General features: G+C 70.2%; 23 protein-coding genes. 17 read left to right on the top strand and 6 right to left on the bottom strand.

From position 1 onward, the window contains the following. Window positions 1–6 precede the first annotated feature (6 nt). The 4 genes from BWR60_RS20800 to BWR60_RS20785 are packed head-to-tail and all read left to right on the top strand — an operon-like array spanning window position 7 to window position 2535. Window positions 7–441 (top strand): hypothetical protein, encoded by a 435-nt coding sequence (locus BWR60_RS20800; protein ID WP_034848719.1) that lies wholly within the window; start codon window positions 7–9, stop codon window positions 439–441. A gap of 11 nt (window positions 442–452) precedes the next feature. After that, window positions 453–1121: a MotA/TolQ/ExbB proton channel family protein gene (locus BWR60_RS20795; protein ID WP_088152927.1), complete on the top strand. Its 669-nt coding sequence runs from the start codon at window positions 453–455 to the stop codon at window positions 1119–1121. Further along, complete coding sequence (locus tag BWR60_RS20790; RefSeq protein ID WP_088152926.1) at window positions 1121–1633, top strand: ExbD/TolR family protein; 513 nt, start codon at window positions 1121–1123, stop codon at window positions 1631–1633. Before BWR60_RS20795 ends, BWR60_RS20790 begins: the two co-directional genes overlap by 1 nt. Next, window positions 1630–2535, top strand: a complete 906-nt coding sequence (locus BWR60_RS20785; RefSeq protein WP_088152925.1) for a TonB family protein — start codon at window positions 1630–1632, stop codon at window positions 2533–2535. The genes BWR60_RS20790 and BWR60_RS20785 overlap by 4 nt, the downstream gene beginning before the upstream one ends. Before the next feature lie 42 nt (window positions 2536–2577). Here BWR60_RS20785 and mobA read toward each other — a convergent pair whose 3' ends face one another. Beyond that, a complete protein-coding gene (mobA, locus tag BWR60_RS20780) occupies window positions 2578–3207 on the bottom strand; it encodes a molybdenum cofactor guanylyltransferase MobA (protein ID WP_088152924.1) in 630 nt (209 codons plus the stop codon). A gap of 83 nt (window positions 3208–3290) precedes the next feature. On the opposite strand from mobA, the gene BWR60_RS20775 reads away from it, so the two are divergent. Next, complete coding sequence (locus BWR60_RS20775) at window positions 3291–4178, top strand: TonB family protein (RefSeq protein WP_144445682.1); 888 nt, start codon at window positions 3291–3293, stop codon at window positions 4176–4178. An 11-nt stretch (window positions 4179–4189) separates the two neighbouring features. Here BWR60_RS20775 and BWR60_RS20770 read toward each other — a convergent pair whose 3' ends face one another. After that, the gene (locus tag BWR60_RS20770) at window positions 4190–4888 is read right to left on the bottom strand and encodes a DUF3592 domain-containing protein (protein ID WP_088152922.1); all 699 of its coding nucleotides are present in this window, start codon (window positions 4886–4888) and stop codon (window positions 4190–4192) included. Between the two features lie 96 nt (window positions 4889–4984). On the opposite strand from BWR60_RS20770, the gene moaA reads away from it, so the two are divergent. Further along, window positions 4985–6034, top strand: coding sequence for a GTP 3',8-cyclase MoaA (moaA, locus tag BWR60_RS20765; RefSeq protein ID WP_088152921.1), 1050 nt, complete (start codon window positions 4985–4987; stop codon window positions 6032–6034). A 1-nt stretch (window position 6035) separates the two neighbouring features. On the opposite strand, the gene BWR60_RS38710 is transcribed toward moaA, so the two are convergent. Beyond that, window positions 6036–6167 carry a hypothetical protein gene (locus BWR60_RS38710; protein ID WP_275542394.1) on the bottom strand — a complete coding sequence of 44 codons (132 nt, stop codon included), beginning with the start codon at window positions 6165–6167 and terminating at the stop codon, window positions 6036–6038. A 176-nt stretch (window positions 6168–6343) separates the two neighbouring features. On the opposite strand from BWR60_RS38710, the gene BWR60_RS20760 reads away from it, so the two are divergent. The 4 genes from BWR60_RS20760 to BWR60_RS20745 all read left to right on the top strand — a co-directional run bounded on the left by BWR60_RS20760 (window position 6344) and on the right by BWR60_RS20745 (window position 10416). Beyond that, window positions 6344–7096, top strand: a complete 753-nt coding sequence (locus tag BWR60_RS20760) for an NAD kinase (RefSeq protein WP_088152920.1) — start codon at window positions 6344–6346, stop codon at window positions 7094–7096. A gap of 253 nt (window positions 7097–7349) precedes the next feature. Further along, the gene (locus tag BWR60_RS20755; RefSeq protein WP_088152919.1) at window positions 7350–8378 is read left to right on the top strand and encodes an SPFH domain-containing protein; all 1029 of its coding nucleotides are present in this window, start codon (window positions 7350–7352) and stop codon (window positions 8376–8378) included. Then, window positions 8375–8821, top strand: coding sequence for an NfeD family protein (locus BWR60_RS20750; RefSeq protein ID WP_218823600.1), 447 nt, complete (start codon window positions 8375–8377; stop codon window positions 8819–8821). Before BWR60_RS20755 ends, BWR60_RS20750 begins: the two co-directional genes overlap by 4 nt. Window positions 8822–9054: 233 nt before the next feature. Continuing rightward, window positions 9055–10416 carry a glutamine synthetase family protein gene (locus BWR60_RS20745; protein ID WP_218823599.1) on the top strand — a complete coding sequence of 454 codons (1362 nt, stop codon included), beginning with the start codon at window positions 9055–9057 and terminating at the stop codon, window positions 10414–10416. Here the strand turns inward: BWR60_RS20745 and BWR60_RS20740 are convergent. After that, entirely contained in the window at window positions 10410–11615 is a 1206-nt protein-coding gene (locus BWR60_RS20740) for a multidrug effflux MFS transporter (protein WP_179221866.1), read from the bottom strand. The genes BWR60_RS20745 and BWR60_RS20740 overlap by 7 nt on opposite strands. A gap of 186 nt (window positions 11616–11801) precedes the next feature. Here BWR60_RS20740 and BWR60_RS20735 point away from each other — a divergent pair, with 186 nt between their 5' ends. Further along, window positions 11802–12542: a class I SAM-dependent DNA methyltransferase gene (locus BWR60_RS20735; RefSeq protein ID WP_088152916.1), complete on the top strand. Its 741-nt coding sequence runs from the start codon at window positions 11802–11804 to the stop codon at window positions 12540–12542. Between the two features lie 3 nt (window positions 12543–12545). Here the strand turns inward: BWR60_RS20735 and BWR60_RS20730 are convergent, their stop codons facing one another. Both BWR60_RS20730 and epmA read right to left on the bottom strand, forming a co-directional pair. Next, window positions 12546–13490, bottom strand: a complete 945-nt coding sequence (locus tag BWR60_RS20730; RefSeq protein WP_179221865.1) for an alpha/beta hydrolase — start codon at window positions 13488–13490, stop codon at window positions 12546–12548. A 76-nt stretch (window positions 13491–13566) separates the two neighbouring features. After that, window positions 13567–14664 (bottom strand): EF-P lysine aminoacylase EpmA, encoded by a 1098-nt coding sequence (gene epmA, locus BWR60_RS20725; protein ID WP_088152914.1) that lies wholly within the window; start codon window positions 14662–14664, stop codon window positions 13567–13569. Window positions 14665–14857: 193 nt separating this feature from the next. On the opposite strand from epmA, the gene efp reads away from it, so the two are divergent. The 6 genes from efp (at window position 14858) to BWR60_RS20695 (ending at window position 20621) form a co-directional block, all read left to right on the top strand. Further along, window positions 14858–15424 (top strand): elongation factor P, encoded by a 567-nt coding sequence (gene efp, locus BWR60_RS20720; protein ID WP_088152913.1) that lies wholly within the window; start codon window positions 14858–14860, stop codon window positions 15422–15424. Window positions 15425–15433: 9 nt separating this feature from the next. Continuing rightward, window positions 15434–16261, top strand: a complete 828-nt coding sequence (locus tag BWR60_RS20715) for an inositol monophosphatase family protein (RefSeq protein ID WP_088152912.1) — start codon at window positions 15434–15436, stop codon at window positions 16259–16261. A 152-nt stretch (window positions 16262–16413) separates the two neighbouring features. Further along, window positions 16414–17118, top strand: coding sequence for an OmpA family protein (locus BWR60_RS20710; RefSeq protein ID WP_179221864.1), 705 nt, complete (start codon window positions 16414–16416; stop codon window positions 17116–17118). An 11-nt stretch (window positions 17119–17129) separates the two neighbouring features. Further along, a complete protein-coding gene (locus tag BWR60_RS20705) occupies window positions 17130–18344 on the top strand; it encodes a flagellar motor protein MotA (protein WP_088152910.1) in 1215 nt (404 codons plus the stop codon). Between the two features lie 9 nt (window positions 18345–18353). After that, on the top strand, window positions 18354–19901 hold the full coding sequence (locus tag BWR60_RS20700) for a peptidoglycan -binding protein (RefSeq protein ID WP_179221863.1): 1548 nt from the start codon (window positions 18354–18356) through the stop codon (window positions 19899–19901). A gap of 90 nt (window positions 19902–19991) precedes the next feature. Then, a complete protein-coding gene (locus BWR60_RS20695; protein ID WP_088152908.1) occupies window positions 19992–20621 on the top strand; it encodes an acyloxyacyl hydrolase in 630 nt (209 codons plus the stop codon). Window positions 20622–20665: the final 44 nt, after the last annotated feature.

Here is a 20665-nt window from a genome sequence, read left to right as displayed (position 1 = left end):
GACATCATGACCAGCCGACGCCAATCAGTGTCCGCGCTCTCCGCCTTGCTTCTGGCCCTTTCCGCCGCGCCGGCCCTGGCTGCCGGGACGGCGCCGAACGGCGTCAGCCTGGAGCTCAACACGCTCGAGCCGCGCGGCCAGAACTGCGCCGTGAACATGGTGTTCGGCACCGGCGACGACGCCTACCAGTCGTTCAAGCTGGACCTCGTCTTCTTCGGCACCGACGGCGCCATCCGCAAGCGCCTGGCGGTCGACGCGGCGCCGCTGCGGGCCCGCAAGACCAGCGTCAAGGCCTTCGAGATCTCCGGCCTGGCCTGCGACGCCATCGGCTCGGTCCTGGTCAACGACGTACTCGACTGCCGCACCGAGGCCGGTGCCGTGGCCGACTGCATCGACCGGGTCGAGACGAAGTCCCGCCTGCCCGTCGCCCTGATGCGCTGAGGAGGTCCCCGATGTCGCACGATCTCTCGATCATCGCCCTGGTGCAGCAGGCGGACGTCATCGTCCAGGGCGTGCTGGCGCTGCTGGTCCTGGCCTCCATCGGATGCTGGGGCATCGTCATCGACAAGCTGTTCACCATCGGCCGGCTGCGCCGCGCCGCCGCCGCGCTGCGCCGCCGCGTCGACACCGATCACGAGATCGACGTGATCCCGGCCGACCCGGCCAAGCCGATCGTCGAGGCCGGCCTGGCCCAGTGGCGGGCGGTCGACCATGAGGAAAGCCGAGCCGAATGCCGCGACCGGATCGAGCGCGCCATGCGCCGCGCCGCCGGCGAGGTGGTGCGCCGGCGCGAGCTGGGCCTGCCGTTCCTGGCCACGATCGGTTCCGCCGCGCCCTTCGTCGGACTGTTCGGCACGGTCTGGGGCATCATGAACAGCTTCACCTCGATCGCCAGCTCGCAGGACACCAGCCTGGCGGTGGTGGCCCCGGGCATCGCCGAGGCGCTGTTCGCCACCGCGGTCGGCCTGGTCGCCGCGATCCCGGCGGTGATGGCCTACAACAAGTTCTCGACCGATCTGCGCCGGATCAACCAGACCTTCATCACCGCGATCGGCCAGATGGCCGAGCACCTGTCCGGCACGCGGCGCGCCGCCGCCGCCCGGCGCGAGGCCGCCGAGTAATGGCCGGCGCCCTGCTCGATTCCGGCGGCGACGGCGACGACTACGCGCCGCTGGCCGAGATCAACGTCACGCCGCTGGTCGACGTCATGCTGGTGCTGCTGATCATCTTCATGGTCGCGGCGCCACTGATGATGGTCGGCGTGCCGGTCGACCTGCCGAAGACCAGCGCCGCCAAGATCGGCCAGCCGCAGAAGCCGGTGATCCTGACCGTCGACAAGGCCGGCACCTGGTCGATCGACAACGGCCAGGTGCTGACGCCGGAGACGGCGCCGGCGGCGCTGCAGGCGGCGCACCAGGCCAACCCGGACGCCATCGTCTATGTCCGCGGCGACCGCGACGTGCCCTATGGCAAGGTGATGGAGGCGATGGGCGTGGTCGGCCAGGCCGGCTTCGCCAAGGTGTCGCTGATCGCCCAGGGGATGGCGCCGCAGCCGGCCGCGGGCATCGTGACACCCGCGGCCGGCAGCCCCACACCTGCAGCCGGGGCCGGCGCCGCGCCGACCGCGCCATGACCCGCCTGCGCCTGTCGGGACGCGGCGTCGCCTATGCCGCGTCCGCCCTGATTCACGGCGGCGTGGTCTGGGCGCTGCTGCCCAGCCTGACCGGGTCGGCGGCACCGACGCCGGCCGAGACGCCGATGGCGATCGAGATGCCCAGCTTCGCCGGGACCTCGGAGGCGGTCGACGCGACGGAACCGGTTGAGACCGCGCAGGCCGAGCCTGTCCCGCCGACCGAGACGGTGCCCCCCGAACCGGTGCAGACGGTGCCGCCCGACACGGTGCAGGACCAGCCGGTCGAGGCCGTGACCGAGGAGCCGCCCCCGCCGGCCGAGACGCCGGAGACCGAGACGGCGGAGATCCAGCCGCCGGAAGCGGCACCCGAGGAGCCGCCGCCGGAGCTGGTGACCACGACCGGCGAGACCGAGGCCGTGGTCGCCGCGGTGCCGGAGACCGTCCAGGCCGCGGAGCCGGAGATCGTACCGCCGCCGGCGGTCCGGCCGAAGCCGCCGGCCGAGCGGCGCCCGCAGCGCCAGCCGCCGCGCCGGATCGAACGGCCTGTCGAGACGCCCACCCAGACCGCCGCGCTGCCGCCGCCGCGCGCCGAGCCGCCGCCGCCGGCCGCAGCGTCCGCGGCGAGTTCGCAGGCCAAGGCCGCATACGAGAACAAGCTGATGCGCTACATCCAGTCGCGGCTGAACCGGGCCGGCATCAGGGTCCGACAGAACACCACCATCACGATCCGTTTCATCCTCCACCCGGATGGCGAGATCGAGAATCCGGTGATCGTCGCGTCGTCGCAAAGCGAGGGGGTCGACGACAACGTGCTGCGGGTGTTGGGGCGCCTGTCCGCCCCTGAACCCCCCGAGGGGTTTGCGACACAGATCACGGCGCCTTTCGTCATCGAGGCGCGCTAGCGGCTTCACCGCGCGCTGGCCGCCGCCGCGGCCCGGCGGCCGTCAGGCCAGCTCCGGATGGGCGGCCAGCAGCCGCTCGGCCTCCTGCAGATCCTCCGGCGTGTTGCCGTTGAGGAACGGATCGACCGGGTCGCCGGCGAAATCGGCGACGGCAAAGCCATGACGGCCGGCCCAGCGCTCGACCTTGCGGATCCCCTCCTCGACCAGCGCCCGTCGCAGGTCGTGGCGCAGCGCCACCGGCCAGAGCGCCGCCACCGGATGGATCCGGCCGCCCGAGGCGGCGACGGCGATCTGCGCCCCCTCCTCGCGGCGCGCCGCCGCCAGCCGCGCCACCAGGTCGCGCGGGATGAAGGGCGCGTCGCAGGGAAAGCTGGCGACGAAATCGACCTCCGGCCGGGTCGCGGCCGCCCAGTCCAGGGCCGCCAGGATTCCGGCCAGCGGCCCCGGCGCGCCGGGCACGTCATCCGGCACCACCGGCAGGCCCCAGCGCGCGAAGCGGGCCGGGTCGCCATTGGCATTGAGCCACAGCCCCGACACCTGCGGCGCCGCCCGGGCGATCACCCGGTCGAGCAGCGTGACGCCGCCGATCAGCCGCAGCGCCTTGTCGCCGCCGCCCATGCGCCGGGCCAGGCCGCCGGCCAGGATCACGCCGAGCGCGGCGTCCGCTGCCATCACCGATCGAGTCCTTTCACCAGGAGACCTGCCTTGCGCTGAAGGATGCGCCATATTGATGCATCTCCGGCGTGGGGCAATCCGTGAAGCGGCAAGATCGGCCCGATGTGTCGCGTCCTCGCATCGGCGGCTTCTCCCTTGCCGCTTCCGTGGCCATCCATGCCGTTGCCATCCTCGCGCTGCTGCCATACCGGTGCAGCCTTCCCGCCGCGACGCCGCCGATCTCCGTCGATCTCGTCCGGCTGGACGACCCACCGACGGAACCGCCCGCCCAGCCCCTGCAGGACGACCCATCGGCGCGGGCCGTGGCCGAGGACGATCCAGCGCCGGCAGTGACATCCAGCGACGCGGCATCCATCGACGCCGCCCGGGCGGCCGGTCGGCCCGAACCACGGCAGGATGCCGCCGGCCCGGCGGTGGCCCCGAGGCCGGCCGAGGCCGGCTGGATTTCGCCCTTCAGCGTCGGGCAGAGCCCCCTCGCCGACGCGGACAGGCCATCGGAGATCGACAAGCCCCCGCCGCCGCCCGGCGGGGAGGCCGCGGCGGCCGGCAGCGACGGACAGGCACGGTTTGGCCTGCCATTCGAGATCCTGACCTCCGACAGCGACGCCGCAACGATGATTCCCGCGCCGATCGAGCCGGCGCCGGACGCCGGCCAGCAGCGCGGGGACGAAGCGCAGCCGATCTCCGAGGCGGCATTCACGCAGCGCCTGGCCGACTACGGCGCCATGCTGAACGGCCGCATGCGCTGGCAGCTGACGGGGAAGCTCCCGGGCGTGGCCCCCTTCACCATCGTCGTCACGATCGAGCTGGACGGCACCATCAGCTCCGCCACGGTGACGCAATCGACGGGGGAGCCGGACGTCGACCGGCAAGCGCTGCAGCGGGTCCTGGCCTTGTCGCCCCTGCCGCCGCCGCCGATCCGCCTGGAACATCTGCGGCTGCAGGGCCGGGCCTTTCCCCAGCAATAGGCGGCCGGAGTCTAAGCGCCGGCGACCAGATAGGCGGCCAGGGCCAGCACCACGACGACGAAGATCAGGATCGGGAGAATGCCGCTCGGCCGCTCGATGGTGCGGGTCACGGCCGGGCCGCCGGCCCGTTGCACGGTCACCGGGCTGTCGCGCATGCGCTGGATCACGGCGCCTGATGCAGCCCGCGACCGGGCGGGAGGCGTCCTCGTCGGCCGTGATATGGATCGGGCCTCCGCCCGCCGGGCCGCGACCTGGCGCATCACGGAGGTGAGCGCCGCCGCCGCATCGCCCGTCGCCGCCGGGCGGCGGGACCGGCCGCGCATCATGCCGAGTCCGACGAGCGCCATGATCGCCCCGACACCGCCGGCGATCATCTGGTTGCCCCAGATCGCCAGGGGATCGTTGAGCACGGCCTGGTCCTGCCGGTCGGGATCGATCAGGACGGCCACGCGCTGGCCCGGCTGCGGGGCCGTCGCGAGGCCGGTGTCGACGGCGGCGTAGATCGCGCGCAGCGTGCCCAGGCGCACCACGGTCTTCGCCGCGGCCAGCGCCGGCGTCGACCGGTCCCCGGCCCCGGGCGGCAGCACCACGCCCTGGAGCCAGACCGCATCCTGACGCCACTGCTCGCGATCCCACGCATCGGTGACCGCGCCGAACACCATGAACGCGCCGGCCACCAGCAGCAGCACGCCGATCAGCCTGTGGATCATCGGTCCCCACTGTCTTTCCACATCGCGGAAAAGCATACGCGCTCCGCCATGGGCGGCCTATCGCGTTCGGCGAGGGGGCGCACTATATTGCCGTATATGACGATCCAGCTGCCGACGCCCAAGATCGATCCATCGCCGTCTTCCAGCGCCCCGCTGGTAGATCCGTTCGGTCGCGCCATCAAGTATCTGCGCGTCTCGGTGACCGATCGCTGCGACTTCCGCTGCGTCTACTGCATGGCGGAGGAGATGACCTTCCTGCCGAAGGCGGAGCTGCTGACGCTGGAGGAGCTGGACCGGCTGTGCAGCGCCTTCGTGCGCTACGGCGTCGGCAAGCTGCGCCTGACTGGCGGCGAGCCGCTGGTGCGGCGCGACGTGATGACGCTGATCCGCAGCCTGTCGCGGCATCTCGGCACCGGCGCGCTGGAAGAGCTGACGCTGACCACCAATGGCAGCCAGCTGGCCCGGCATGCCGAGGACCTGGCCGCCTGCGGCGTGCGCCGGATCAATGTCAGCCTGGACACGCTGGACCCGGCCAAGTTCCTGGCCATCACCCGCTGGGGCAAGTTCGACAAGGTGATGGACGGCATCGCCGCCGCCAAGGCCGCCGGCATCAAGATCAAGATCAACGCCGTGGCGCTGAAGGGCGTCAATGACGACGAGTTCGATTCGCTGATCCGCTGGTGCGGCGAGAACGGCCACGACCTGACGCTGATCGAGGTCATGCCGATGGGCGACATCGGCGGCGAGGACCGGCTGGACCAGTACCTGCCGCTGTCGCAGGTGCGGGCCGACCTCGCCCGACGCTGGACGCTGACCGAGACCGACTACGCCACCGGCGGGCCGGCGCGCTATGTCCGGGTGGAGGAGACGGGCGGAAGGCTCGGCTTCATCACCCCGCTCACCCATAATTTCTGCGAAAGCTGCAACCGGGTGCGGCTGACCTGCACCGGCACCCTCTACATGTGCCTGGGCCAGGACGACGCCGCGGATCTGCGGACGCCGCTGCGCAGCGACCGGTCCGATGCCGCGCTGGAGGCCGCGATTCGCGAGGCCATCCTGCGCAAGCCCAAGGGGCACGACTTCTTCATCGACCGGCGCCACATGCAGCCCGCCGTGGCGCGGCACATGAGCGTGACCGGCGGCTGACTCACGACAGCGTCAGCATCAGGATCGTGCCCGACACCGCCGTGCCGGCCGTCACCACCGCGAAATGCAGGCCGCAGCGCGACAGCAGCACGGCGAGCGTCACGAACGTTCCCACCAAAGCCGGGACCATCATCCCCTACCTCCTTCTCGGCTTTTTTCGTCGATGACGCCGTCACTCTCTCCCTTCCACCGTGAAACGACCGTGAACGGCTCTTTCACAGGTGTTCACGGACGGGGTAGACCAGGGCTCCCCTTCGGCTACAGTCGCCGGCCATGACCTCCGCCTCCTCCGCCCCGGCCTCGCCCCGCATGGCGATTCTCGCCGCCGACACCGCCGAGGCCCTGGCGGCCCAGGCCCGGCTCGTCGCCCGTTGGGGGCAGCATTCCCCGGACCAGGCCGACGTGATCGTGGCCCTGGGCGGCGACGGCTTCCTGCTGGAGACGCTGCACCGCTGCGTCGAGCGGAAACGGCCGATCTACGGCATGAATTGCGGCTCGGTCGGCTTCCTGCTGAACGATTTCCAGGAAGAGGACCTGGGGGGCCGGGTGGCGGCGGCGCGCACCGTGATCCTGCACCCGCTGCGGATGCGGGCGACCACGGTCGACGGCACGGTGCACGAGGCGCTGGGCATCAACGAGGTGTCGGTGCTGCGCCAGACCCGGCAGACGGCGAAGCTGCGAATCACGGTTGACGGCATCGTGCGCATGCCGGAGCTGACCTGCGACGGGGCGATCGTGTCGACCCCGGCCGGCAGCACCGCCTACAACCTGTCGGCGCACGGCCCGATCATCCCGCTCGGCGCCGGCATCCTGGCGCTGACGCCGATCAGCGCGTTCCGGCCGCGGCGCTGGCGCGGCGCCCTGCTGCCGCACCGGGCGAAGATCGTGCTCGACATGCTGGAGCTGCCGAAGCGCCCGGTCAGCGCCGTCGCCGATTCGACCGAGGTGCGCGACGTCGCCCGGGTCGAGATCGCCGAGGACCGGACCGTGTCGCTGAATCTGCTGTTCGACCCCGGCAAGACGCTGGAGGAGAGAATCCTGAAGGAACAGTTCGAGCCGTAGAGGGCATCGCGAAACTCGCTCCGACGGCCATCTGACGCGGTTTTCAGCGCTTCCGGTGCTCACGGACTTGAACGTCCGCTGCGCGCCGGTTCTCGAAAACCACGCCAGCTGACTCGCCGGAGCGAGTTTCGCGACGCCCTCTGACCGCTGAAGTCGGCTGAGATTCCGCCACAAAGTTCCGGTGAAATAATCCGGCCGGCCCTGTGGCCGCTATGGCACACTGTGGCCGCGCCAAGAGGAACGGAAGCCCATCATGCCGATTTCCCCGTTCGCGATCGTCGTCCTGGCCATCCTGGTCCTGGCGATCCTGGTCATCTTCATGGGCGTCAAATCGGTGCCCCAGGGCCGCGAATGGACGGTGGAGCGGTTCGGCCGCTACACCCGCACCCTGCGCCCCGGCCTGAACCTGATCGTCCCCTTCGTCGACCAGATCGGCGCCAAGCTGTCGATGATGGAAACGGTGCTGGAGGTGCCGCAGCAGGAGATCATCACCAAGGACAACGCCATGGTGACGGTCGACGGCGTGATCTTCTACCAGGTGCTGGACGCGGCGAAGGCGGCCTATGAGGTCGGCAACCTCGAAACCGCGATCATCAACCTGACCATGACCAACATCCGCACGGTCATGGGCTCGATGGACCTGGACGAGCTGCTGTCCAACCGCGACCAGATCAATGCCCGGCTGATGAAGGTGGTGGACGACGCCACCGAACCCTGGGGCGTCAAGGTCACGCGCATCGAGATCCGCGACATCACCCCGCCGCGCGACCTGGTCGACAGCATGGGCCGGCAGATGAAGGCCGAGCGCGACCGCCGCGCCACCATCCTGGAGGCCGAAGGCACCCGGCAGGCGCAGATCCTGCGCGCCGAAGGCATGAAGCAGGCGGCGATCCTGGAGGCCGAGGGCCGGCGCGAGGCGGCCTTCCGCGATGCCGAGGCGCGCGAGCGCTCGGCCGAGGCCGAGGCCAAGGCCACCACGGCGGTCAGCGAAGCCATCGCGTCCGGCAGCGTCCAGGCGATCAACTACTTCGTCGCCACCAAATATGTCGATTCGCTGAAGGCGATCGCCAGTGCGCCGAACCAGAAGGTGCTGTTCATGCCGCTCGAGGCGTCGAACGTGATCGGCGCCATCGGCGGCATCGCCGAGATCGCGCGTGAGGCGTTCGGCCCCTCCGGCTCGAGGCCGGACGGCGGGGCGCCGCCGGCCGTCCCGCCGCGGCGGCCGCCCGCCGATCCCGGCGCCCCGGCGCCCGAGGGCGGCCCGTGGGGACCGAAGGCATGATGATCCAGGGCCCGGAATTCTGGTGGTGGTGGATCGCCGGCGTGGTGCTGCTGATCCTCGAGGTGATGGTGCCCGCCACCTTCTTCCTGTGGCTCGCCATCTCCGCCGGCATCGTCGGCCTCCTGTCCTGGCTGGTCCCGTCGATCGGCTGGGAGTTCCAGGTGCTGATCTTCGCCGTGCTGTCGGTGATCAGCGTCGTGGCCTGGCGTGCCTGGCTGAAGCCGCACACCGAGGCCAGCGACCAGCCGACGCTGAACCGCCGCGGCGAGCAGTATGTCGGCCGGGTGGTCACGCTGAGCGAGCCGATCGCCAACGGCGTCGGCCGCATCCGCATCGCCGACGCGACCTGGGGCGTGGAAGGCCCGGACCTGCCGGCCGGCACCCGCATCCGCATCGCCGCCGTGGTCGGCACCCGGTTCCGGGTCGAGCAGGATTACGGATAGCCGGCTGCCTCCACCATCCGGCGCAGGATCGGCGGCGGAGGGCTGGTCTAACGACGATCCGCTAGGCCGACTGAAGGTCTGGCGTTCGCGGAGAGATCTGCCAGACTGCGGAATGGGAGCCCCGTCCCATAGGTGGATAACAGCCGGACCGGGCCCGTGGGGTGGACGGAGGGTCGACCATGCCTCGGAACCAGGATGATTCTGCGTCGCCGCTTGCTCGCCTCGAGCGTGATTTGCAGGAACACGCCATCCGCCAGGTTCGTCTCGGCTGGGGGGACCAGCACGGCATCGTCCGCGGCAAGACCCTGACGACCGGGGAGTTCCTCAGCTCCGTCGAGACCGGCAAGGACTTCCCGAGCCTCACCATCTTCGACACGACCAACCATCCGATCCTCTACCCGTTCTCCGACAGCAACCATCTGGATCTGCCGGGGATATCGGGGCTGCCGGACGTGGTGCTGCTGCCGGATCCCTCGACCTACCGCAGGCTGCCCTGGCTGGAAGGCACCGCCTGGGTTCTAGGCGACATGCATCTGCAGGACGGCCAGCCCGACCCCCTGTGCACCCGCCAGTTCCTCAAGCGTCAGATCGCGCGGCTGAACCAGGCCGGCTTCGAGCCGATCATCGGCCTGGAGGTCGAGTTCCACATCTTCAGGCTGGTCGACGCCCGCCTCGGTGCGGAGCAGTCCGGCAACCCTCCCGCCCCTCCCGCGGTGGCGAATCTCGCGCATGGCTACCAGTACATGTCTGAGAACCGCACCGACGAGCTGGAGGACGTGCTGGCGGCGATCCGCTCCGCCATGCTCGACATGGGGCTGCCGCTCGCCGGCCTCGACGCGGAATGGGGCCCTGGACAGTGCGAGATCACCTTCCAGCCGATGCCGGCGCTCGCCGCGGCGGACGCGATGCTGCTGCTGCGGGGTGCGGTCAAGCAGCTCTGCCGCCGCCGCGGCTGCCACGCCACCTTCATGACCCTTCCGAAGATCCCGAACGCTCTGGCGAGCGGCTGGCACCTGCACCAGTCGCTCCAGGACATCCGGACCGGCGCCAACGCATTCGCCGGTGACGGCGGGCCAGCGCCGCTGTCCGAAACCGGCATGCGCTATCTCGCGGGGCTGCTGTCCCATGCCGCCGGGACCTCGGTCCTGACCACGCCCACGATCAACGGATACAAGCGCTATCGGCCCGACAGCCTCGCGCCATGCCACGCCAATTGGGGGCATGAGAACCGCGGCACCATGCTGCGCATCGTCGGCGCGCGGCAAAGCGGCCAGATCCATATCGAGAACCGGGTCGGCGAGCCCTGCGCCAACCCCTATCTCTACATCGCCTCGCAGCTCATCGCCGGGCTCGACGGCATCGAACGGCGGCTCGATGCCGGCCTGCCGGCGAGCGCGGGCTACCAGGGCGGGCAGCCCCGCCTGCCCCGCAGCCTGATGGAGGCGATCGATGCGTTCCGGCGGGACGATCTGCTGCAGGCCGCGCTCGGCCGGCATCTGAGCACCTATCTCGTCGCGCTGAAGGAGTTCGAGGTCGCCCGCTTCCTCGCGAGCGTCACCGACTGGGAGCACCAGGAATACTTCGAGATCTACTGAGAGTCGGGCGGCCCGGCCTGGACGAAGCCGGACCGCTGGAGGGTTGGACGAACCAGGGAACCCCAGAGAGCAAGCGCCAGGACGGCGAACAGCGCCATGGCCAGCGGCATGCTAGCCGCCCCCAGAGAACCGAAGAGGAGCGAGACGAGGGCGCTGGCCGCGGTTCCGGCGAGGATCTCCAGGCATCCGAGGACGCCCGAGGCGGCTCCCGCCCGACCATCCATCGGTTCCAACGCGGCCTGAACGATGCTCGGCATGACCAGGCCACGGCAGAACAGGGCCAGCACGAGGCTCGGCATCATCGTCGCGACGCTGGCAAGCCCGGCGATCGACAGCACCACCAGGAGGACCGCATTGGCCGCGGACAGGCTAAGGCCCAGATCGAGGATCGCGCCGGCGCCGACCCCGCGCCGGCCGAGCGGCCCGTTGATCCAGGCCCCGATCATGCCCCCGAACGCGGCGCAGGCGAACAGGAGGCTGAAGGTGGACGGGCCGACATCGAAGCCCGTCATCAGGACGAGCGACGAACCGGCCACGAAGGTGAACATGGCGCCGAAGCTCAGGGCGTCGACCAGCACGCGTGCGACGAAGGCGCGGTTGGCCAGGACCGGGACGTAGAGGCCGACGATGCCCACGCGGTCCGATGCCCGGCGCGGCGCCTTGGATTCATCGAGACAGAACCAGGTGATCAGGGCCAGTGCGGAACCGATGACGACAAGCGCGCCGAAGATCCAGCGCCATCCGAAGGAGGCCAGGACCCAGCTGCCCAGGGTCGGAGCGACCAGGGGGACCAGGCCGAAGAGGAGATTCACGAAAGCGAGCTTCGCCCGGGCCCGGGCACCGTCGAAGAGATCGCGGATGATGGCGAAGGCAATGGCCACGCCGGCTGCCGCCCCGATGCCGCTCAACAGGCGCCACACGATCAGCGTGGTCGCGCCCGGCGCCAGCATGCAGGCCAGGGCCGAGAGGACGAACAGCCCGATGCCGGCGAACAGGCTCGGTCGCCGGCCCAGCCGGTCGGACAGGGGCCCGAAGACCAGCTGGCCGACAGCGAGCCCGGCCATGAAGGCGGCAATCGTAAAGCCGATCTGGGACGGAGACGCGGCGAGGTCCCGCCCGATCGCCGGAAAGGCCGGCAACGCGGCGTCGATCGCCCAGGAGGGCAATGCCGCAACCCCTCCCAGCAGGAGGGTCAACATCGGCGAGTCGGGTCTCAGTCGCATCGCTCGGCCGAACCGGACGGAGTGACGTCGAAGCAAGAAAAGATCGATCGAATGGAACAAGATTACCCAACACGCAGGCAACCGCAATGCCTGTCCGCAGGGCAGTACCCTCCGGCAGGCGTCCAGTCCGGGTGATGATCATGAAAGGCGGAGGACAGTCCCTTGACCAGCGCGCCCTATGACGCGATCGCACGCCGCTACGACAGCGCCATCGGCGACCGCACCGCGGATCGGCACTATCTGGCAGAGATCCTGGACCGCAACGGCACCATGCAGGGCGATCTGCTCGAGCTCGCCTGCGGCACTGGCGAGATGCTCCTCTCGTTTCGAGAGAATTTCCGCCTGACCGGCCTCGACAGGTCGGCGGCGATGATCGACGAGGCCCGCAGGAAGCTGCCTGACGCGACACTTATCCAGGCCGATATGAGGTCCTTCGAGACCGGCCGATCCTACGACGTCATCCTGCTGCTCTTCAACTCGCTGAACCAGGTCCCGGAGGCCGATGACTGGGATCTCGTCTTCCGGCGGGCCGCGCAGCACCTGCGGCCGAACGGGCTCTTCGTGCTCGAGCTCAACATGCCGGCCAAGCTGGAGCGGCTGGCCGGCGCCCCGGCGCGCTATCACACGAGCGGCCGGGACCACTACATCATGGAGGTCGCGCGGCGCGATCGCCCCGGACCGATCGCCGTCGACATGCACATCCGCATCTTCACGCCGGCCTCGCCGGACCACTACGAGCTCCTGGCCGAGACCATCCACGAGATCGCGCTGGAGGAGGACACGGTCCGTGACAAGCTGGCCGGCTGTTTCGAACGGATCGAAGTCCGGGACAGGCAGGCCGGCTCCGATCCGGCCGGTCCCCGGACCGAAGTCGCCGTCTTCACCTGCCGCGGGCGGGGCTGAGCGTCAGACGCCCCGCAGCGCCTCGTCGATCGCGGCGATCTGCGGCAGGCCGCCGGGGATCAGGTGGATCAGGGCATTGAAGGCATGGACCATGCCCGGCGCCATGACATAGGTCACCGGCACCTTCGCCTCCTTCAGCATCCGGGCATAGACCCGCGCCTCGTCGCGCAGCGGGTCGCATTCCGCCGCCAGCACGAAGGTCTTCGGCAGCCGCGGCGGCACCGGATGCAGGATCGGCGACGCCAGCGGATGGTCCGGCGCCTCGTCCGGGCCGAGATAGCATTGCCGGAACCATTCCAGGTCGACACGGTCCAGCCCGTAGCCGTCGCCGTAATCCAGCACCGAATGCTGGCTCATGGTCAGGTCGAGCCAGGGGCACAGCAGATAGGTCAGGGCGATGCGCGGCCCGTTCTCGGTCGCCGCCAACCGGCTGATCGCGGCGGCCAGGCCGGCGCCGGCGCTGGTGCCGCCGACCATCAGCCGGCGCGGGTCGCCGCCGAAGGACGCGGCGTGATGCGCGGCCCAGAGCAGCGCGTCATAGGCGTCGTCGATCGCCGCCGGGAACGGATGGTCGGGGCCGAGGCGGTAGCTGGCCGAGATCACCAGCGCCGGGGTGTTGGCCGCGATCCGCCTGGCCTCGTCCTCGCTCTCCTCGATGCCGCCCAGCACATAGCCGCCGCCATGGAAGTACAGCGCCACCGGCAGCGGGCGCGTCCCCGCCCCCTTCGGCCGCAGGATGCGCACCCGGCGCGGCCCGGCCCGGCCCTCGATCTCGTAGTCCTCGACGAGATCCATCTCCGGCAGCTTCGGCATCCGCGACAGCTTCAGCTCGCTGAACACCGCCTTGGCGCGGTCCGCCCCGATATCGGCCCAGGACTGGATGCTCGTCTTTTCCCGCCAGCGCTCCACCGCTTCCAGATACGCCTCGCAGTCGGGATGCAGGATCATCAAGAACTCCGGATCGACGGGACGGTGCTCGGTGCCCGGCCGAAACGCTCGGCGCGCGACCATCGTTCCGATGACGTCATCGAGCTGTCATCGTCCCGATGACGGGCGCCCACAGCACGTCATCGATATGGTCCGCCCCGGTCGCCAGCATCACCAGGCGATCGAAGCCTAGCGCGATCCCGCTGCAATCGGGAAGGCCGCCGCCACGGTCCGGATCGAGCGCCGCCAGGAAGTCCTCGTCGATCGGGTAGCGCACGCCGTAAAGCTGCTGCTTCAGCTCCATGTCGGCCTCGAACCGGGCCTGCTGCGCCGCCGCGTCGGTCAGCTCGCCGAAGGCGTTCGCCAGCTCCAGCCCGGCGACATAGAGCTCGAACCGCTCCGCCGTGCGCGGATCGGCCGGATTCGGCCGCGACAGCGCCGCCATCGACACCGGGTACTCGATCAGCACGCAGGGGGCGCCGAGGCCCAGCTTGGGCTCGATCCGCTCCAGGAACACGCGAAAGAACAGGTCGTCCCAGCGGTCGCCGTCGCGCGCCGGGATGCCGACCGCCGTGGTCGCGGCGTTCAGCAGGGCCAGGTCGGGGTTCAGCGGATCCGGCGTGGTCGCCAGCAAGTCGATGCCGGCGAACTCCAGGAACGCCTGCTGCACCGTCAGCACCCGCCATTCGCCGAAGGGGTCGCACTCCTGCCCCCGCCAGCTCAGCTTGTCCCGTCCCGCAGCACGGGCCGCCGCCTGGAACAGGGCCTGGCAGTCGTCGATCAGCGTCCGGTAGCCCTCCCCGGCCCGATACCACTCGATCATCGAGAATTCGGGATGATGGGTGGCGCTGCGCTCGGCGTTGCGGAAGACGTGGCTCAGCTGGAAGATCCGCTCCAGCCCGGCCGCGAGCAGCTTCTTCATCGCGAATTCGGGGCTGGTGTGCAGGTACAGGCGCTGCGCGTCGTCCGGATGCGGCCCGCGCAGCTCGGTCGCGAAGGCGACCAGATGCGGCTCCAGCCCCGGCGAGACCTGCAGCGCCGGGGTGTCGACCTCGAGGAAGCCGCGCCCGGCGAAGACCTGCCGCACCGCGGCGGTGATCCGCGCCCGCGCCTCCAGGTAAGGCCGCTTGCGGGCATAGACGCCGCTCTGCCACCAGCGGCCGCGCAAGCCCCGAATGCCCGGTTCCGTGCTCATGATCCCGTCCGATCCTGTCATGCCGCTTCGATAGCAGGTCGCCGGGCGCGGCGCAGCGTTGCTGTCATCGTACCGACTCGACGTTGCCCTTGGCGGGACTTGCTGCTAGGGTCCGCGCCCATCGCGCCACCCTGTCGTGCCGCCCCGGCGCGCCAGCGGGGCGCGAAACGCATTTATCTGCAGAAGATCCGCCATGAAGGTCAACGCCATCACGATCCGGCCCGGCAACGTCCTCGAATACGAGGGCAAGCTGATGCTGGTGACCAAGATCGAGATCATTCAGCCGGGCAAGGGCAACGCCGTCATCCAGGTCGAGATGCGCGACGCCCGCACCGGCACCAAGACGCAGCAGCGCTTCCGCACCCAGGAGACGGTCGAGCGCGCCCGCCTGGACGAGCACGAGATGCAGTTCCTGTACCAGGAAGGCGATCACTTCACCTTCATGGACAATGAGAGCTTCGAGCAGACCCAGGTGCCGGTCGACGTGGTCGGCGAGCCGGCGCGCTTCCTGCAGGAAGGCATGGTCTGCACCGTGACCATGTATGAGGGCTCGGCCCTGTCGGTCGAGCTGCCGCAGACCGTCACCATGCTGATCACCCAGGCCGACCCGGTGGTGAAGGGGCAGACCGCCTCCTCCTCCTACAAGCCGGCGGTGCTGGAGAACGGCGTGCGCGTCATGGTCCCGCCGCACATCTCCTCGGAGACCCGGATCGTCATCAACACGGCCGACGGCACCTATCTCGAGCGCGCGAAGGACTGATCTTCTCTTATGGCCGGACGTTCCCCCCTCATCACCGTCATGATCCGCGCGGCCCAGAAGGCCGGGCGCGGCCTCGTCCGCGATTTCGGCGAGGTCGAGAACCTGCAGGTCAGCCGCAAGGGCCCCGCCGACTTCGTGTCGGCCGCGGACCTCAAGGCCGAGGCGACCCTGCGCGACGAGCTGACGCGCGCCCGCCCGCGCTTCGGCTGGCTGATGGAAGAAGGCGGCGTGATCGAGGGTGAGGACAAGGACCGCCGCTGGGTCGTCGACCCGCTCGACGGCACCACCAACTTCCTGCACGGCATCCCGCATTTCGCGATCTCGATCGCGCTGGAGCAGGAAGGCGTGCCGGTGGCCGGGGTGATCTTCAACCCGGTGACCGACGAGCTGTACTGGGCCGAGAAGGGTGCCGGCGCCTTCCTCAACGACCGGCGCCTGCGCGTCTCCAGCCGCAAGAACCTGCCGGATGCGCTGATCGGCACCGGCATGCCCTTCATGGGCCGCGGCGACAGCCTCGCCTATCAGCGCGAGTTGCAGATGATCATGCCGCATGTCGCCGGCATCCGCCGGATGGGCGCGGCGTCGCTCGACCTCGCCTATGTCGCCGCCGGTCGCTTCGACGGCTTCTGGGAGACCGGGCTGAACCCCTGGGACATCGCCGCCGGCATCGTCCTGGTGCAGGAGGCGGGCGGCTTCGTCACCGATGTCGACGGCAAGAGCCCTGCCCTGAACGCCAACACCGCGGTGGCCGGCAACGTGCTGATCCACAAGACCCTGGCCCTGGCCATCACCAAGGCCCGCGCCCCGCGCGCGCCGAAGACGGCTGCGGCGTCCTGATCTAGGATATCCGTCGTAAGGCTGCCTTCCTTCGACGGATAGGCCTGTCCTGACGCTGCTTGGCGATTGTTTCGCCCTCCTCCGCTAGGCTATGGTCCGCGCCGTCGCATGCGGGTGTATGATCCATGGTCCGTAGCGTTATGAGGTTCGGCTTGGCCAATCGTCAGCAGACCGGCCAGCGGGCATGGGCCCGCGCGGCGGTCCTGGTGCTTCCTGCCGCCCTGGTCCTGGGGACGGCGATCGCGAGGGCGGAGGATCCGCTCGCCGGGGGCGACCTGTCGCTCGACACCCGGCTCCTGACCCGCGGCGAGGCCGCGCGTCCGGCACCGCTGCCGGTGCCGACCTCCGCCGGCCCGGTCACCGGCCCGATCCCGTTCCTGGAGCCGTCGTACCAGCCGGCGGCCATCCCGTCCCTGCCCGGCCTGGTCGACGAGCCGGCGCCGGCTTATGACGCCGACGTGATGGTGAAGGGCACCGGCTTCGCCGACCCGAACGTCAAGGTCAAGGCCATGCCGGGGATGAACCCCAACGACATGGTCGGCCTCCTGGTCGGAGACGGCTTCCGGATCCGCTTCACCCCCGGCGCCGAGGAGATCGGCACCGAGGCCGGCGACCTGCTGTCCGGCCTGGTCGAGAAGCTGGCCGCCGACGGCGGCAGCCAGATCGAGATCCGCGCCTATGCCGGGGCCAAGCCGGACCCGGCCAATGCCCGCCGCGTCTCGCTCAGCCGCGCGCTCAACATCCGCTCCTTCCTGATCGACCGCGGCATCGACAGCAAGCGCATCGCCCTGCGCGCGCTCGGCAACACCTCGCCGCCGGACCAGCCCGCGGACCGGGTCGACCTCCGGATCCAGTAGAAAGCCTCCTGATGTCGATGACCGCCCTGGCATCCCGCCCGTCCTCGATGCGCCCGGCGATGTCCAGCCCAAGGCGGTATGTCGTCCGGATGACGGCCTTCGTCATCATCGTCGCCATCGTCGCGGCCCTGCTGGCGCCCGGCGTGTCCTCGGCCTTCATGTCCAACCCGGCGCTGAACGGCGTCATCCTGGCCGCCACGCTGTTCGGCATCGTCTTCTGCTTCCGGGCGGTGCTGAACCTGGAGCCCGACATCCGCTGGATCGAGGCCCATCTGGCGCAGCGCGTCAATGGCGGGCGGATGGCGGCGGTGCAGCCGCGCCTGCTGGCCCCGGTGGCCCGGGTGATCGCCGAGCAGCAGGGCGAGCTCAGCCTCTCGCCTCTCGCCATGCGCTCGCTGCTCGACGCCATCGGCGCCCGGCTCAGCGAAAGCCGCGAGATCTCGCGCTACCTGATCGGACTGCTGATCTTCCTCGGCCTGCTCGGCACCTTCTGGGGCCTCCTGGAGACCGTGCGCTCGGCCAGCGGCGTGATCGCCGGGCTGAACATGGAATCGGCCGACCCCAGCGCCGCCTTCGCCACGCTGAAGCACGGGCTGGAGGCGCCGCTGCAGGGCATGGGCACCGCCTTCAGCGCCTCGCTGTTCGGCCTCGCCGGCTCGCTCTCGCTCGGCTTCCTCGAGCTGCAGGCGAGCCAGGCGCAGAACCGCTTCTATAATGAACTGGAGGACTGGCTCTCGGCCAACACCCGCCTCTCCGGCGGCCCGCAGGGAAGCGGCCTGCAGGTGGAGGCCGGCGAGCCGGTGTTCCCCGCCTATATCGAATCGGTGGTGGCGCAGACCGCCGAGAATCTCGACGCCCTGCGCCGCCTGACGGTGCAGGCGGAGGAGGATCGCCGGGGCCAGGGCGGCGCGCTGGGCGCCGTCGCCACCCAGCTGGCGGCGATCGACGACCACCTGCAGGGCCAGCAGGCGCTGATGGCCCGGCTGGCGGAGGGCGAGCAGGCCACCGCCGCGGTACTGACCCGCCTCGCCACCGCGCTCGAATCCGACCGCTTCGGCATGGACGAGCCGACCCGCCAGCACATCCGCAGCCTCGACACGACAATGCGCCGGATGATCGAGGAGATGTCGACCGGCCGGATCCAGCTCTCCGGCGAGATCCGCGGCGAGATCAAGCTGCTGGCCCGCACCATCGCCGCGCTGGCGGAAGGCCCCGAGGCCCGCTGATCCATGGCGATGCGCGGCCGTTACTCTTTCGGTGAGCGGCGCCAGGTCGATGTCTGGCCCGGCTGGGTCGACGCGCTGTCGTCCCTGCTGATGGTCGTCATCTTCCTGCTGATGGTGTTCCTGGCCTCGCAATTCTACCTGTCGACCGTGGTCAGCGGCCGGGACGAGACCGTCGGCCGGCTGAACCGCCAGGTCTCCGAGCTGACCGACCGGCTGGCGCTGGAGCAGGAGAGCGGGCGCGACCTGAAGACCCGGATCGACCGGCTGTCGTCCGACCTGGAGGGCAGCGCCAAGGAACGCACCGATCTCGGCAGCCGCCTCACCGCCCTGCAGCAGGACCGCGACGCCATCGACCGGCAGCTGCGCACCGCCCTGGCCCAGATCCAGACCCTGACCGGCGGCACCACCGACCGCGACGCGCAGCTCAAGGAAGCGGCGCGCGTGATCCAGGACAACCAGTCGACGATCGACCGGCAGCGGCATGAGCTGGCGCAGCTGCAATCCGATCTGGCGACCCTGCGCACCGGCACCCAGGACCGTGACCTGACCGCAAGCCAGCTTTCGAGCTCGCTGGAGGCCAGCCGCAAGGAGGCCTCGGACCTCGGCGCCGAGCTCGACCGCACCCGGTCCGAGCGGGACCAGGCGCAGCAGGACGTCAAGGCCGGGCAGGACCGCGCCCAGGCGCTGCAGGCGCAGGTCGCCGCGGCGCAGCAGGATGTGAAGGCGGGAGAGGACCGGGCCCAGGCGCTGGAGACGCAGGTCGCCGCCTCGCAGAAGGACGTGCAGGACCTGACCGCCCGGGTCGAGCAGCTCAACAGCCGCATCGCCGAGCTCAGCGGCACGCTCGACCGCGCCACCGCGGCGCTGGCGACCGAGAAGTCGGCCGGCGAGACCGAGCGCAGCCGCGGCGAGCAGCTGGCGGCCGAGGCCGCGGCGCTGCGCCAGCAGCTGTCGCAGATCGAATCGACGCTGCGCGATTCCGAGGCGACGGTCAGCACCAAGGACCTGGAGATCGCCAACCTCAACTCGCGGCTCAACCAGGCGCTGGTGCGGCGGGTGGACGAGCTCAGCCGCTCGCGCTCGGTCTTCTTCGGGCGCCTGCGCGACGTGCTGGGCGACCGGCAGGATGTCCGGGTCGTCGGCGACCGCTTCGTGTTCCAGTCCGAGGTGCTGTTCCCGGTCGGCTCGGCCGATCTGCAGCCGGGCGGCGAGGAGCAGCTGGCCGCCTTCGCCGCCACGCTGAAGCGAATCGCGGCCCAGTTCCCGCCCGATGTCGACTGGCTGCTGCGCATCGACGGCCACACCGACCGGCAGCCGATCACCGGCGGCCCCTTCGCCAGCAACTGGCAGCTGTCGACCGCCCGCGCGCTGTCGGTGCTGAACTTCCTGGCGACCCAGGGCATTCCGCCGCAGCGCATGGCGGCGGCCGGTTTCGGCGAGTGGCAGCCGCTCGACACGGGCAGCACGCCCGATGCCTATCGCCGCAACCGCCGCATCGAGCTGCGCCTCGACCAGCGCGGCGACAGCGGCCCGGACACGTCCGCCACGGCACAGTGAGCCGGCGGAAAAGCGTTGCGTCGGGTTTCGCGCGCCCGTAATCATCCCCGACCCCGGGGCCGCAGTCCCGGCAGGAATGAAGGGTGCAGAATGAAGAAGCTCCTGACCGGTGTCGCGGCGGCTGCTGTCTTGCTTGGATCCGTGCAGGCGGCGCAGGCCGCTTCGGTGCCCATCTGGATCGGCATCGGCTCGGCCGCGATCCTCGCCGCCGGCATCCTCGGCGAGACTTCGGATATCGGCGACATCCGGGTCGGCAACAGCACCGGCGACCTGCCGCTGTCGCTGACGCTCGGGGCCGGCTACTACAACATCCTGAACGACAAGGGCGAGCCCGGCCACGAGGACCGCGACAAGGGCGGCGCCGGCATCGGCCGGGTGGAACTGCGCTTCAACCAGGAGTTCCTGCGGATCCGGCCCTTCATCGGCGTCGAGGCCAACACGGACTCGGCCACCTATGTCTATGGCGGCGGCATGTTCGACGTCCGCTTCGGCGAGCACTTCATCCTGTCGCCGAACGCCGCGCTCGGCGCCTATTTCAACGGCGATGGCCGTGACATGGGCTCCACCCTCGAATTCCGCACCGGCGTCGAGGCGGCGTGGGAGTTCGACAACAAGATGCGGATCGGCGCCGCCTTCCACCACATCTCCAATGCCGGCATCGGCGACGTGAATCCCGGCGTCGAGACGCTGACGCTGAACTTCTCGATCCCACTGAACTGAGCGGCGGAACGCAGCCTGCCCGGCCGGAGTCGGGCAGGCCTGAA

This window comes from Inquilinus limosus, from assembly GCF_002195995.1.
GTDB classification, from domain to species: Bacteria; Pseudomonadota; Alphaproteobacteria; order DSM-16000; family Inquilinaceae; genus Inquilinus; species Inquilinus limosus_C.
Note: the sequence above shows the minus strand (reverse complement) of the source record. Positions and strands in the feature narration are given on the sequence as shown.